The organism is Streptomyces sp. NPDC002232 (assembly GCF_042890295.1).
In the GTDB taxonomy this organism is placed as follows: domain Bacteria; phylum Actinomycetota; class Actinomycetes; order Streptomycetales; family Streptomycetaceae; genus Streptomyces.
The window spans coordinates 231,947-245,871 of record NZ_JBIARV010000005.1 but is presented as its reverse complement, the minus strand read 5'-3'; the positions used below and the strand labels follow the sequence as shown (position 1 = coordinate 245,871).

Here is a 13,925-nt window from a genome sequence, read left to right as displayed (position 1 = left end):
CGGGCCGGACGTGACCCATCGATCGAAGGAAGCCCCGACCGCCATGACACCGGACCCTCGCCTGTTCTCCTTGCGCGCCAGACGCCAGGACGGCTTCACGCTCATCGAGTTGCTCGTGGCCATCGTGATCCTCGGTGTCCTCGCCGCCGTCGTGGTGTTCTCCGTCAGGGGCATCGGCGACAAGGGCCGCGAGAACGCGGTCGCCGCGGACGCGGCGACCCTGCGGACGGCCGAGGAGACCTACTGCGCGAAGCACGGACGCTACGCGTCGATCGAGGAGCTGAAGGCCGACAGGCTGCTGGTCGGCGAGCCGAGCTACAACATGGTGGCGGTGGGCAACGAGAACAAGTGCGGCCAGGGGGCCAGCTCGTCGTTCACGCTGTACGGCACCTCCCCCTTGGAGGGCGGGGCGAAGGGGATCCCGGTGGGCACGGATCCGGTCGACCTCGCGGTCGACGAGAAGGCCGACCGCGTGTACGTCGTGGCCTCCGGAAGCACCAACGTGACCGTGATCGACGGCAAGACCGACACCCCGCTCGGGGCACCGATCGACGTGTCCGGTGCCGTGTCGAATCCGACCAGGATCGCGGTCAACACCGGAACGGGACAGGTCTACGTCGGGGGTACGGGCGGTCTCGCCGTCATCGACACGGCCAACGCCAACCGAGTGACCCACATCGACTTCGCCGAGACGGTGAGCGCCGTCGCCGTCTCGCCCGAGAACGGTGACGTCTACGTCGCCGGTGGTACGTTCGGCAACTCGACGGTCGCCTACATCGCGGCCGGCAGCTCGAAGGCGACGCCGATCCCGCTGCCCGTCGGTGGAGTCGCGGACCCGGCCAACGGCACGGACTTCGCCTTCGACGCCGCGCGCCACGCGGTGTACCTCGCCAAGAGCAACATCGGCACCGGCGAGAGTGACGCCGCAAGCATCGGCCTGTACGCCATCTCCTCGAAGACCCACGAGGCCAGACTCACCTGGAAGTTCCGGACGAAGACGTCCTGCGGAACCAGTTATCCCGGGAACTACCTCGTCGCGGGCACCGTTCGTGGCAGCACCGTGGTCGATCCGAGCCGGAACCTCGTCTACCTCCTTGCCCAGAGGTGCGTTCCGGGCGGTCAGAGGACCGGTGTTCCGACGACGATCGCCATCAACCCCGTCAACGGCACCGCGACGCCGATCGACGACCCGGCGGGAACGCAGGCCACTCCCCAGACCGCGGTCTACAGCTCCGCGACGGGGACGGTCTACGTCTACTCCCGTGTGAACGCCCCGGCGCGCTGCGGCGGTAGCGCGGGCCTCGTTCTCCGCATCGCAGGGACGGAGCCCGGCAAGCAGGCGTCGGTCTGCGGCCCGGCCCTGTCGAACATCGGGAACTCCACACACAAGCTGGCCGTGCTGAACAGCGCCAACAGGATCTTCGCCGCACAGATGTACCTGGCCGACGAGAAGAGCGGCAGCGTCCTGGCGCCGGGCGGCCTCGCCGTGGCCGACGGCACCACGCTCCTGACGCAGGCTCCGCTGGGCGCGCCCACTCAGTTCACCGCGCTCGCGGTGAACAACAAGACGGCGAAGGTGTACGCGCTCGATCCGGCTGGAACGGCAGCGGTGTTCCGGACGGGATCGGCCTGACCATGCGAGACCAGTCACACACCCGACACCTGTTCCGAGGTCCCCGTCCTCTCGTGGCCGCCCTCGCCACGATCGCCGCCCTCACCCTGACCGCCTGCTCCGGCACCGAAGCCCCGGCCCGCTCGTTCGACGTCACGCCGTACGTGCGCCAGGGCCACGTGATCGACTGCGAGGCGTTCACGAGCCAGGCCGACGCGCAGGCGGTGCTGCGGGCGGACATGTTCGACCCGAACGGGCTCGACCGGGACGGCGACGGCATCGCCTGCCCGAAGCTCCCCGGGCCGACGGACAAGACGCCGGTCCACCGCGACTTCGTGACCGACAAGGACGGCGCGCCGGTCGCGGAGCAGCGGGCCGAACCGTCGCCGAAGAAGCGACCGTGACCCGAAGGGGCCCCCGCCGACCTGACCGTCGGCGGGGGCCCCTTCACGTCCGCCCGGGGCGGGTTCGGGCCTTCTCCGGGGTTCGGCGATCGGCCCGCCGCGTTCTGGCCTATCTTCTAGGGGCCCGTACCGGTTCATGCCCCGCCAGGAGGTCCGCTTGCAGTCCCGCGGCATACGCGTCCGTCGCGCCCCGATACTCGTCGCGCTGGGCCTCGGCTCACTGCTCGTCGGGGTCACCCCCTGGCTCGGAGTGGCGAGCCCGGGAGCGGGGAGCGGCGGTGCGATACCCCGGCCGGTGCCCACGGACACCGCCCAGTCGGCGTCCAAGCCGCCGCCCCACCACGGCCTGGTCCCGGCGAACGCGATGGAGCCCTCCGCCCCCGTACTCGCCCGCACCGGCTGGACCGTCACGGCCAGCGACGAGGAGACCTCCGCGGAGAACGGCCGCGCGTCCAACGTCCTCGACGGCGACACCACCACCGTCTGGCACAGCAGGTGGTCCGGCACCCCGGCCGCGCTGCCGCACAGCATCACCGTCGACATGCACCGCACGGCGGTGGTCTCGGCGCTCGTCTACCAGCCCCGCATCGTCGGCACCAACGGGCGCCTCGGTGAGTACAGCATCAGTCTGAGCGTCGACGGCCTGGACTGGGGCGCCCCGGTCGCCACCGGCACGCTCGCGGACGACTCCGTCGCCAAGACCCTCGGATTCGCCCCGCAGGGCGCCCGGTTCGTCCGGCTCACCGCCGTCACCGAGGCCGGCAAGCGCGGTCCGTGGACCTCCGCGGCGGAGCTCAACCTCCTCGGCGACCCGGGCACCCCGGCGGCCACCGTCGACCTGCCCCGGACCGGATGGACGGCCACGGCGAGCGACGAGGAGACCGCCCGGGAGAACGCCCGCGCGGCGAACGTCCTCGACGGCGACCTCGACACCTACTGGCACAGCAGGTGGTCCGGGACCCCGGCCCCGCTGCCGCACAGCATCACCGTCGACACGCACCGCACGACCACCGTCTCCGCGCTCGTCTACCAGCCCCGCAAGGCGGGTGTGAACGGGCGCGTGGGCACCTACACCGTCACCACGAGCACCGACGGCACCACCTTCGGGGCGCCGGTCGCCGCGGGCAGCTGGCGGGACGACGACACCGTGAAGACCGCCACCTTCACCCGTGCCGTCGACGCCCGCTACATCCGCCTGACCGTGTCCCGCGAGGCCGGAAACCGGGGGCCCTGGACCGCCGCCGCCGAGATACGCCTGAGCGGTCCGGCCGCCCCGGCCGTGCACGGCTCCTGGGGCCGGATCACCGGCTTCCCGCTCGTCCCGGTGGCCACCGCCGTCCTGCCCGGGGACAAGCTCCTGGCCTGGTCGGCGTACGGGTTCGACCGCTTCGGCGGCAGCCTGGGCTACACGCAGACCGCGATCCTGGACCTCAAGACGGGCCGGGTCACCCAGCGCCGCATCGACAACACCGGCCACGACATGTTCTGTCCGGGCATAGCGATGCTCGCCGACGGCAGGGTCCTGGTCACCGGCGGCAGCAACGCCGAGAAGGCCAGCATCTACGACCCGGCCACGGACAGCTGGTCCGCGACCAGCAGCATGAACATCCCGCGCGGCTACCAGGCGATGACCCTGCTCTCCACCGGCGAGGCCTTCGTCCTCGGCGGTTCCTGGAGCGGCACCGCGGGGGACAAGTCCGGCGAGGTCTGGTCCCCGGAGACCGGCACCTGGCGCACGCTCCCGGGCGTCCCCGCCGTCCCGGCGATGACGGCCGACCCCCGCGGCGCCTACCGCGCCGACAACCACATGTGGCTGTACGCCACCTCGGGAGGCAAGGTCCTCCAGCTCGGCCCCAGCAAGCAGATGAACTGGATCACGACCACCGGGGACGGCAGCATCACCTCCGCCGGCACCCGGGCCGACAGCCAGGACGCCATGACGGGCAACGCCGTCCCGTACGACATCGGCAAGGTGCTCACCCTCGGCGGCTCGCCCGCGTACGACAACGTGCCCGCCACCCGCCGCGCGTACACCGTGGGCGTCGACGGCGACCGGGCCGAGGCCGCGCGCACCGGCGACATGACCTACCCCCGCGCCTTCGCCAACAGCGTGGTCCTGCCCGACGGCAAGGTCGCCGTCTTCGGCGGGCAGTCCTACCCCGTACCGTTCAGCGACGCCACCTCCGTGCTGACCCCGGAGCTGTGGGACCCGGCGACCGGGCGCTTCACCCCGCTCGCCACGATGGCCGTCCCGCGCAACTACCACAGCGTCGCGAACCTGCTGCCCGACGGGCGGATCTTCTCCGGCGGCGGCGGCCTGTGCGGCAACTGCGCCACCAACCACGCCGACGGGGCCGTGTTCACCCCGCCCTACCTGCTGAACGCGGACGGCTCGCCCAAGCCGCGTCCCGTCATCACCGGCGGGGTGCCGCCCCGGGCCGCCGCCGGCAGCTCGCTGACCGTCGGCACCGGGGGGCCCGTCGCGTCCTTCGTCCTGATGCGGGCGGCGGCCGCGACCCACTCCACGGACAACGACCAGCGGCGGGTCCCGCTGGCCTCCACGGCCGTGGCGCCCGGCTCGTACACCGTCTCCCTCCCGGCCGACCCGGGCGTGGTCCTGCCCGGCACCTACATGCTCTTCGCCCTGGACGCCCAGGGGGTGCCGAGCACCGCCCGCTTCATCACCGTCACCTGACGGCGGGGCAGCGGGAAGCGGGACGCGAGCGGCGTCCGCCACCGGCCGGGAACACCCGGCGGCGGCGGACGCCGCTCGTCGTACGTCGCCGGTCCGGCCGTAGATTGTGCGGTACGGGCGCGATCCGCGCCCGTACCGCACACGGCCCGGGAGTCCCCATGCACCGCTTCGACGTCGAGACCCTGACGGCGGGCCGCTGGAAGAACGGGGGCGGCACCACCCGGGAGATCGTCTCGTGGCCCCGGGGCGCCGAGGCGTTCCAGTGGCGGGCGAGCGTCGCCGACATCGACGGCGACGGGCCGTTCTCGGCGTTCCCCGGGGTGGACCGGACGCTCACCCTCCTCGCGGGCGACGGGGTGCGGCTGACGGCCGCCGGAGGGTTCGACCGGACCACGCGCCCGGAGGAGCCCCTGGCCTTCGCCGGAGACCTGGAGCTCGTCGCCGCACTCCGCTGCGGGCCCTGCCGGGTGCTCAACCTCATGGTGCGCAGGGACCGTTGGACGGCCCGGGTCCGGCGGATCACCGGCCCCGTCGTGCCGCCCCAGGGACACGCCGGGGTGCTCCTTGTGCTGCGCGGCCGGTGGCGGTCCGGGGACGCCGCCGCCCCGCTGGAGGCCGGGCAGGGCGTGTGGTGGGACGGGGAGGAGGGGGCGCCGGGCGGAGCGTTCGAGCCGCTCGCCCCCGGCGCCGCCGCCCTGTGGGCGGACGTCGCACCCGTGCGGTGAGTACGGGTCAGGCGACCGGCGCCGCGGTCCTGGCGTCGCCGTCGGTGTCCGCCGGGTGCACCGTCTCGGCGGGCGGATCGGCGGTGCGGCGCGCCCACAGCCCGTACAGGGCCGCGGTGACGGCCAGGCCCACGATCCAGGAGATGTCGGCCCCGCCGAGCCGCTCGGTGAGCGGGCCCGTGTACAGCTTGGTGGCCAGGAACGGGACCTGCACGGCCACGCCGACGACGTAGCAGGTCAGCGCCGTGACGTTCCACCGGCCGTAGCGGCCCCGGGGGTCGTACAGGGCGGGGATGTCGACGCGCTCGCGGGAGATCAGGTAGTAGTCGACCAGGTTGATCGCGCTCCACGGGGTGAACACCGTCAGGATCAGGAGCACGAAGTTCTTGAAGTTGTCCAGGAAGTCGGCGCTGGCGGCGAGCGCGATGCCGATGGACACGGCGGTGAAGCCGACGATGGAGGCGGCGCGGGCGGTCGCCGAGATCCGGGAGCGGCCGTCGAAGGCGGTGACGGTGGTCAGCATCGCCATGAAACCGCCGTACGCGTTCAGGCAGTTGACGGTCAGCTTGCCGACCACGATCACCAGGTGGATCAGGAGGGCGACGGCCGCGGGACCGGCGAGTTCGCCGAGGAAGCCGACCTGGTCGGTGAGGAAGGCCTTGCCGGCGACGGCCGCGGTGAGCGCCCCGAGCGTCATGGCCCACTGGGAGCCGATGACGGAGCCGGCGAACGTGGACCAGAACGTGGCCCGGGCGCTGGTGGTGCGCGGCAGATAGCGCGAGTAGTCGGCGACGTACGGGCCGAAGGTCAGCTGCCATCCGGCGCCGAGCCCGACGGCGAGCAGGAAGGTCGGGGCCTCGAAGCCCTTGATGCCGACGTGCGCCCCGACGTCGTACTGGGTGAACACCCGCACCAGCAGGTAGCCGAGGCCGAGCACACCGGCGACGGTGGCGACCCGCCCGGCCGCGTGGATGAGCCGGTAGCCGGTGACGGCGACCACGGCGGTCAGCACGCCGAAGACGAGGATGCCGATCCGGGTGTCGTCGAGGTGCAGCATCGCGGACAGCGCCTGGCCGGCGAGCACGCTGCCGGTCGCGGCGAAGCCGAGGTACATGAGGATCACGAGCAGCAGCGGCAGGACCGCGCCGTGGACGCCGAACTGCGCGCGGCTGGAGATCATCTGCGGTACGCCGAGCCGTGGACCCTGCGCGGAGTGCAGCGCCATCACGATGCCGCCGAGCACGTTGCCGAGGAGCAGGGCGGGTATCGCCCACAGGGCGTCGGCGCCGAAGACGACGGAGAGCGCGCCGTCGACGATCGCCGTGATCTGCATGTTGGCGCCGAACCAGAGCGTGAACTGGCTGCGCGGCGTGCCGTGCCGCTCGGCGTCGGGAATGACCTCGATGGTGCGCCGCTCCATGGCGAGGCGCTCCCCGGGGGTGTGTGGGACCGGCATGGTGGAGACCTCTCCCCGCAGCGATCGCTGGGTGTCCGGACGGACCGCAGCCGTCGACCCGCACTGCGGTGCGCCCGAATCTCGCATGACTGCCAACAGGGATCAAGACTCTGAATGAAGAATTTCACCCCGTGGGACGGCCGCGCGTCCCCGGCGCCCGCGTCGGCCCACCGAATCCGGCGCCCGCGTCAGGCCCCCCCGAATCCGGCGTCCGCGTCAGGCCACCCCCCGGATCCGGTGCACGAGGAGCCCGCCGGCGAGGATGACCAGCGCCGCGACGGCGTACAGACCGGTGTAGCCGCCGAGGTGGGCGATGACCGGCGCGGCGAGCGCCGGGGCCAGGACCTGGGGGCCGGAGTTCGCGATGTTGATGACGCCGAGGTCCTTCGCGCGGTCGGCCGCCGCCGGCAGGACCTGGGTGACCAGGGCCTGGTCGACCGCGAGGTAGATCCCGTACCCGCCGCCGAGGACCGCCGCGGCGGCGAGCGCGGACGGCCAGGTGTGGACCAGTGCGAGCAGCAGCGCGGCGGCGGCCATGACGAGCGAGCAGACGACGACGAACCCCTTGCGGCGCCCGGCGCGGTCGGACAGCACGCCCACGGGCACGGCCGTGAGCGCCGCGCAGAGGGTGTAGACCACGGTGAGGATCAGTACGCCCGTCCCGGGGTCGTCGTAGCGCACGGCGTCGGCGAGGAAGTAGAAGAGGTAGAGGGTGCCGAGCGCGTTGCCCAGGTTGATCAGGAACCGGGTGAGCCACGCCCAGCCGAAGTCGGGGTGCCTGCGCGGGCTCACCCAGAACGAGCGGGCGAAGGCCCGTCCGTCGAAGGCGGGCCGCAGCTCCCGGGGCAGGACCGGCTCGCTCTGGCGCAGCGCGAAGGGGAGCGCGAGGGCGACGGTGAGCACGGCGAGCGTCACGTAGCCGGCCCCCACGCCGGTGACCAGCAGGGTCGTGATCAGCGCGCCGAGGACCAGGCCCACGGACTGCATGAGGCCCGTCCAGCCCGAGACCACCGCGCGCTGGCCGAGCGGCACCCGGTCGGCGATCGGGGTGGTGACGCCGGCCAGCATCGCGTTGAGGCCCAGCTGCGCGAGGCACCAGCCGACCGCCACGCCCGCCACGGTGTGCTGCGAGGCGGTGGCGACGAGGCCCACCGCACCCACCAGGGCGCCGCCGACGATCCAGGGCCTGCGCCGCCCGAACCGGCTCGTGGTGCGGTCCGACCACGCGCCGGCGAGCGGGTTCGCGAGGACCGCGACGAGCGCGCCGAGACCGGTGACGAGCGACAGGGCGGTGTTCTTGTCGTGCGGGTCGATGTGCTCCAGCTGGAGCGGCAGGAGGATCTGGATGGGCGTCATGAACGCCATGAAGACGGCGAGGGTGGCCAGCGAGAGGCTCGCCGTCCATCCGGCCTTGACCGGGACCGTGGGCTCGGCGAGGACGGCGGCGACGTCCTCGGCGGCCCCCTCCGCAGCGTGGGCCATGCGCGATCCGCCGCTCAGGGCCGCTGCGAGGCGATCAGGTCGCGGTACCACGCGAAGCTCGTCCGCGGGGTGCGCCGCCCGGTGGCGAAGTCGACCTCGACCAGGCCGAAGCGCTGGTGATAGCCCTCGGCCCACTCGAAGTTGTCGAGCAGCGACCAGGTGAAGTAGCCGCGCACGTCCACCCCCCGGGCCACGGCGTCCGCGACCGCGGTGATGTGCCCCGCGAGGTAGTCGACCCGCTCCGGGTCCCGCTGCCCGGCCGGGAGCGAGCAGCCGTTCTCGGTGATCCACACGGGCGGGAGGGCGTCGCCGTAGCGGTCCTTGAGGCCGGTGAGCAGCTCCGTGAGCCCCTCCGGGACGACCGGCCAGCCGAACGCGGTGCGCCGGTACGTCTCCTGGGGCTCGGCCAGGTCGAACGGCAGCCCGGCGGCGGGATCCGCCGGGGCGGTCACCCAGCTCGGGTTGTAGTAGTTGACGCCGAGGCCGTCCAGGGGCGCGGAGACGATCTCCAGGTCCCCGTCCCGCACGACGCCTCCCCAGCTCGGGTCGGTCATGCCGTACGCGGAGAGGTCGGGGTACGCGCCGGTGAGGACCGGGTCGTTGAAGAGCCGGTTGTGCAGGGCGTCGTAGGCCGCGGCCGCCGCCGCGTCCCCGTCCGAGCGGGCGTCCGGGCGCAGCCGTACGGGGGTGCAGTTGTTGGCGAGGAGCACGCGCGTCTCCGGAACGGCCGCCCGCAGCGCGGCGGTCGCCAGGCCGTGGCCGAGCAGCTGGTGGTGCGCGACGGGCAGCGCGTCCAGCATCAGGGCGCGGCCCGGGGCGTGGACCCCGAAGGCGTAGCCGAAGGCCATGTGGACGAAGGGCTCGTTCAGGGTGATCCACCGTTCGACCCGGTCGCCGAGCCGCTCCGCCGTCACCGCCGCGAACTCCGCGACCCGGTACGCCGTCTCGCGGTTCAGCCAGCCGCCCTCGTCCTCCAGGGCCTGTGGCAGGTCCCAGTGGAAGAGCGTGGGCGTGGGCTGGATCCCCGCGTCGAGCAGGGCGTCGACCAGCCGGTCGTAGAAGTCGAGGCCGCGCGGCTCGGCCTTGCCCGTGCCGGCGGGTAGGACGCGCGGCCAGGAGACCGAGAAGCGGTACGCGTCGAGCCCGAGGCCGCGCATCAGCGCGACGTCCTCGTCGAGCCGGTGGTAGTGGTCGCAGGCGACGTCACCGGTGTGGCCGTCGCGGACGGCCCCGGGGCGCCGTACGAAGGTGTCCCAGATCGACGGCCCCTTGCCGTCCTCCTCGGCCGCGCCCTCGATCTGGTAGGCGGCGGTGGAGGCGCCCCAGACGAAGCCGGGCGGAAGGAGGGGGAGTCGGGTGGGATCGGTGGGGCTGGAGGTCACGGGTTCCTGCCTTCGCTGCTGGCTCGCCGTCCGAGGTGGGCCGCAACGTAACATGAACACTTGTTCATGTTCTACGGTCGGGACCCGCCGGATTCCCCGTCCTCGGCGGCCAGTCGCCCGCGCAGGTCCTCCCAGTAGCGGTCCAGCATCCGCTTGAGCTCCTCCACGGTCTCCAGGTCCGGCTCGCCGTCGCCCCGGAACACCTCGTGCAGCACCGCGTTGGCCGCCCACACGACCATGCGCGTCGCCCGCCGGGCCCGCTCGCCGCCGGGCCCGCCGGTCAGGTGCTCCATGATGCGCAGCAGACCCTCGGCGATGAGCGCGTTGCTCGCCTCGTCGGCCCGCGCCAGCTCGGGGCTGAGGTGGCGCCCGGCCCACAGCGCCATGCCGCCCGGCTGCGACCGGAACACCTCGCTGTAGACGTCGACCATCGTGCCGACCAGGTCGGTCAGCCGCCCCTCGGCGGCCCGCTCGACCAGCTCGTCGATGGCGGTCCCGAAGGCCTCCAGATACCGCCGGCCCAGCGCGTCCACGACGGCGCCCTTGTCCGGGAAGAACTGGTAGATGCTGCCGACCGGCACGCCCGCGTCCTCGGCGATCCGGCGCATCGTCAGCGCCTCGTACCCCTCCTGGGAGAGGATCCGGTCGGCGGCGCCGAGGATGGCCTCGACCCTGGCCCGGCTCCGCGCCTGCCGCGGCTTCCGCCGCACGCGCGGACCCGCCTCCCCCTCGGACCGTGCCGCTTCTGTCGCCTCTGTCACGTCCTGCTCCCGGTCGTCCGACGGGGGCCGAAGGTAGCACCCGGCCGCGTCCGGACCGGGACGGCCTTCTCTCGCCCATCCTCGTTGTTCCTAGACTGGGCCGGTGGAGGACATCGACGCGATCGCGCTGTTGCAGGATCCTGTACGGCGCCGACTGTACGAGTACGTGGTGGCGCGGGGCCGCGAGGTCGGGCGCAACGAGGCCGCCGAGGGGGCCGGGGTGGCGCGGACGCTGGCCGCGCACCACCTGGACAGGCTGACCGAGGCCGGACTCCTGGAGAGTGGCAGCCGGCGCCTCACGGGGCGCTCGGGCCCGGGCGCGGGACGGCCCGCCAAGGTGTACACACGGGCACCCGCCGAGCGCGCGGTGTCGCTGCCCGGCCGCGACTACCGCACCGCGGCCGAACTGCTCGCCGAGGCCGCCGAGGAGGCCGGGCTCGACGCGGGGCTCCGCGCGGCGGCCCGTCGCAGGGGCGAGGCGCTGCGCGGCGGAGAGGGCCCGGGCGGCCTGGAGGAGGCCGCGGAACTGCTGGCCGCCCGTGGCTACGAGCCGTACGTGGAGGACGACGGCCCCCGGCCCGTCGTCCGGATGCGCAACTGCCCCTTCCATGCCGTCGCCGAGCGCTTCCCGCCGCTGGTCTGCGGGATGAACCTCGCCCTCCTGGAAGGGCTGTTGGGTGCCGGGGGGCCGGTCCGTGCCCGGATGGACGCCAGGCCGGGGGAGTGCTGCGTGGTGGTCGAGGATTCTAAAAACAATGATCGTTGACATAGAAATGGGGGCCGTGCTGGGATGAGGCCATGACCACCCTCATGCCGTCCCCGCAGCTCGCCCAGCTCAACGTCGCCCGGCTCCGCTTCCCCCTCGACGACCCGCGCCTCGCGCCGTTCGTCGAGATGCTCGACCCCGTGAACGCCGCCGCCGACGCGGCGCCCGGCTTCGTGTGGCGGCTCGTGGAGGACGGGGAGGCGGACGCCACCGGCCTGCGCCCGCTCGGCGACGACGTGATCGTCAACCTCTCGGTCTGGGAGAGCCAGGAGGCCCTGTGGGACTTCGCCTACCGCAGCGGACACCTGGAGGCCATGCGCGGGCGCCGCGACTGGTTCCACCGGCACGTCGCCTCGCACCTGGTGCTCTGGTGGATCCCCGCCGGACACCTCCCGACCGTCGCCGAGGCCGCGGAGCGCCTGGCCGACCTGCGGGCGCACGGCCCGTCCCCCCGCGCCTTCACCTTCGCCTCGCCCCACACCGCCACCGAGGCCGCCGCGCACGCACGGGGCGGGGAGTCGGCGGGGGTGTGAGGCGTACGGCCCCGGGCGGGGAATCGGCGGCGGCCTGAGGCGTACGGCCCGGGGCGCGGAGGGGCCCGGCGCCTGGTCCGGGGGCGCGGCGGCCGGGCGGTACGGAGGGCGGAAGCGGTCCGGTCAGGCGCCGGTGCCGTTCACCGCGTCCTCGATCAGGTCGACCACGGCTCGGGGCTGCGAGGCCAGCGAGGCGTGGCTCGCGTCGAGCTCGACGGTCTTGCGCGGGTCCATGCGCGCGGCCATGCGGCGCTCGTTGTCGGGGTGGATCATGCGGTCCTGGGTGGACACCTGGTACCAGACGGGCTTGTTCCGCCAGGCCGGCGCGCTGACGGTGTCGCCGAACGTCGAGGCGAGCGGAGCCTTCTGGGTGACGGCCATGACGAGCGCCTCCTCGGGGGAGAGGTCCTGGGCGAAGCTCTCGTGGAACTTGTCCTGCGCGATCCAGAGATATCCGTCGGAGTCGGGGGCGATGTTCGCGACCGCGGCGGGCGGCTTCTCCTCGGTGATCCCGCCCGGGCTCTCCCCGGCGTCGGGAGCGAAGGCCGCGATGTAGACGAGGGCGGAGACGTGGGGCAGGTCGCCCGCCTCGGTGATGACGGCGCCCCCGTAGGAATGGCCCACGAGGACGACGGGACCGTCGATCTGCCGCAGCATCTTGCGGGTGCGCTCGGCGTCGTCGGCGAGCGAGGTCAGCGGGTTCTCGACCGCGTGGATCCGGTCGTACCCCCGCCTGTCGAGCTCGACGACGACGTTCGCCCAGTGGGCGGCGCCGCCCCAGAATCCGTGGACCAGGACGATGGCGGGCTTGTCGCTCATGGTTCTCTTCCCTCTCGATCCGGCTTCGGCGGTGCGGGTGGTCGGCGGGTGGTCCCGTCACCGCCGCCGGCGAGGAGCGCGCCCGCGCCGGCCGCCGGACAGGAGACGCACCGCGCGGCGCGTCTCCGCGGTGACACGCGGACTCCTTCGTCGGCGGGACGCACCGAGAGTGAGTCTGCTGCGCCGTGGCCGGTCCGGCGCGGTGCGTGGTCCGGGGGAGTGACGTCACCGCGCCCCGTCGGGACCCGGTCCCTCAGTGGCCTCCGACCAGGTCGTCGGTGAGCCGCATCAGGCGCGCGCGAGCCGCGCGGTCGTACGCCTGCTCGTGGGCCCGCGCTTCGGTGAACCGGTCGAAGTAACGCCCCGTGACCGCCTCCAGGTCCGGGTCCAGGAGGAGCCGTACGGTCGGGCGGACTCCCTCCTCCGTGGTGGTGACCGGCGTGAGGCCGTGGTCGCGGACGCCGGGCGTGTCCATCAGATGGGCCGGGTGCAGGGCGTTCACCGTGACGCCGGTGCCCGCCAGTTCGGCCGCCAGCTCGAAGGTCGCCATGATCATGGCCAGCTTGCTCCGGCAGTACGCCCGCAGGCCCTCGTAGTCCCGCTCCAGCATCACGTCGTCGAAGTCGAGGGCCTCCTGGCCCATGGAGGCGACGTTGACCACCCGCGCCGGAGCCGAGGCGACGAGCAGCGGCAGCAGCGCGCGGGTGAGTGCGTGCGGCGCCAAGTGGTTGACCGCGAAGCGGAGTTCGTGTCCCTGGCGGCTCACCTCCCGGACGAGCGGCCGCGCGCCGCCCCCGGCCACCGCGTTGTGGATCACGCCGTCGAGCCGCGGCTCCGCCGCCCGGATCCGCTCGGCCATCGCCTGCACCTGGTCGAGGTCGGAGAGGTCGGCGAGGTAGGTACGGACGGTGGTGCCGGGGCCCGCGGCCCGGGCCTCGGCGGCGACGGCCGCCAGCCGTTCCGCGTCCCGGCCGTGCAGGAGGAGCGTGCCGCCCCGGGGTGCCAGGTCGAGCGCGAGCGCGCGCCCCATCCCGTGGGTGACGCCGGTGATCAGAGTGGTGCGTTGGGTCATGGGGACCAGGGTGACCCACCGGGCGCCCGGCAGGGAGGGCGTACCGCACCTGGTGTCGACACCACCAGGCACGGGCGCGTGCCGCGCTGTCGCCCAGGCCGCGGCCGACGGGAACGGGCGACGGGAACGGCCGAAGGGAACGGCCCACGGGAACGGGCGATGGGAACAGCCGACGGGCACGGCCCACGGGAACGGCCCACGGGAACGGGCGATGGGAA

12 protein-coding genes are annotated in these 13,925 nt (G+C 73.4%); 6 read left to right on the top strand and 6 right to left on the bottom strand.

Going from position 1 to position 13,925, the window contains the following annotated elements:
* The first annotated feature begins 43 nt into the window (after window positions 1–43).
* The 4 genes from ACFYXU_RS24235 (at window position 44) to ACFYXU_RS24220 (ending at window position 5,436) form a co-directional block, all read left to right on the top strand.
* Complete coding sequence (locus tag ACFYXU_RS24235) at window positions 44–1,633, top strand: prepilin-type N-terminal cleavage/methylation domain-containing protein (protein ID WP_389459903.1); 1,590 nt, start codon at window positions 44–46, stop codon at window positions 1,631–1,633.
* 53 nt (window positions 1,634–1,686) lie between these two features.
* On the top strand, window positions 1,687–2,016 hold the full coding sequence (locus ACFYXU_RS24230; RefSeq protein ID WP_389459901.1) for an excalibur calcium-binding domain-containing protein: 330 nt from the start codon (window positions 1,687–1,689) through the stop codon (window positions 2,014–2,016).
* A 157-nt stretch (window positions 2,017–2,173) separates the two neighbouring features.
* Window positions 2,174–4,711 carry a discoidin domain-containing protein gene (locus ACFYXU_RS24225; protein ID WP_389459899.1) on the top strand — a complete coding sequence of 846 codons (2,538 nt, stop codon included), beginning with the start codon at window positions 2,174–2,176 and terminating at the stop codon, window positions 4,709–4,711.
* Window positions 4,712–4,869: 158 nt separating this feature from the next.
* Window positions 4,870–5,436 carry a HutD family protein gene (locus tag ACFYXU_RS24220; protein ID WP_389459897.1) on the top strand — a complete coding sequence of 189 codons (567 nt, stop codon included), beginning with the start codon at window positions 4,870–4,872 and terminating at the stop codon, window positions 5,434–5,436.
* Window positions 5,437–5,443: 7 nt separating this feature from the next.
* On the opposite strand, the gene ACFYXU_RS24215 is transcribed toward ACFYXU_RS24220, so the two are convergent.
* The 4 genes from ACFYXU_RS24215 to ACFYXU_RS24200 all read right to left on the bottom strand — a co-directional run bounded on the left by ACFYXU_RS24215 (window position 5,444) and on the right by ACFYXU_RS24200 (window position 10,517).
* Window positions 5,444–6,892: a purine-cytosine permease family protein gene (locus tag ACFYXU_RS24215; RefSeq protein ID WP_389459894.1), complete on the bottom strand. Its 1,449-nt coding sequence runs from the start codon at window positions 6,890–6,892 to the stop codon at window positions 5,444–5,446.
* A 216-nt stretch (window positions 6,893–7,108) separates the two neighbouring features.
* On the bottom strand, window positions 7,109–8,374 hold the full coding sequence (locus ACFYXU_RS24210) for an MFS transporter (protein ID WP_389459892.1): 1,266 nt from the start codon (window positions 8,372–8,374) through the stop codon (window positions 7,109–7,111).
* Window positions 8,375–8,388: 14 nt separating this feature from the next.
* Window positions 8,389–9,756 (bottom strand): GH1 family beta-glucosidase, encoded by a 1,368-nt coding sequence (locus ACFYXU_RS24205; protein ID WP_389459890.1) that lies wholly within the window; start codon window positions 9,754–9,756, stop codon window positions 8,389–8,391.
* Between the two features lie 71 nt (window positions 9,757–9,827).
* The gene (locus ACFYXU_RS24200; RefSeq protein WP_376511716.1) at window positions 9,828–10,517 is read right to left on the bottom strand and encodes a TetR/AcrR family transcriptional regulator; all 690 of its coding nucleotides are present in this window, start codon (window positions 10,515–10,517) and stop codon (window positions 9,828–9,830) included.
* Between the two features lie 103 nt (window positions 10,518–10,620).
* Between ACFYXU_RS24200 and ACFYXU_RS24195 the strand changes: the two genes are divergently transcribed.
* Together ACFYXU_RS24195 and ACFYXU_RS24190 are read left to right on the top strand one after the other, a co-directional pair.
* Entirely contained in the window at window positions 10,621–11,283 is a 663-nt protein-coding gene (locus tag ACFYXU_RS24195; protein ID WP_389459888.1) for a helix-turn-helix domain-containing protein, read from the top strand.
* Window positions 11,284–11,315: 32 nt separating this feature from the next.
* Window positions 11,316–11,816 carry a DUF3291 domain-containing protein gene (locus tag ACFYXU_RS24190; RefSeq protein ID WP_376511712.1) on the top strand — a complete coding sequence of 167 codons (501 nt, stop codon included), beginning with the start codon at window positions 11,316–11,318 and terminating at the stop codon, window positions 11,814–11,816.
* 123 nt (window positions 11,817–11,939) lie between these two features.
* Here ACFYXU_RS24190 and ACFYXU_RS24185 read toward each other — a convergent pair whose 3' ends face one another.
* Together ACFYXU_RS24185 and ACFYXU_RS24180 are read right to left on the bottom strand one after the other, a co-directional pair.
* On the bottom strand, window positions 11,940–12,635 hold the full coding sequence (locus ACFYXU_RS24185; RefSeq protein ID WP_376511710.1) for an alpha/beta hydrolase: 696 nt from the start codon (window positions 12,633–12,635) through the stop codon (window positions 11,940–11,942).
* Window positions 12,636–12,888: 253 nt separating this feature from the next.
* Window positions 12,889–13,707, bottom strand: coding sequence for an SDR family NAD(P)-dependent oxidoreductase (locus tag ACFYXU_RS24180; RefSeq protein ID WP_376511708.1), 819 nt, complete (start codon window positions 13,705–13,707; stop codon window positions 12,889–12,891).
* Window positions 13,708–13,925 lie beyond the last annotated feature (218 nt).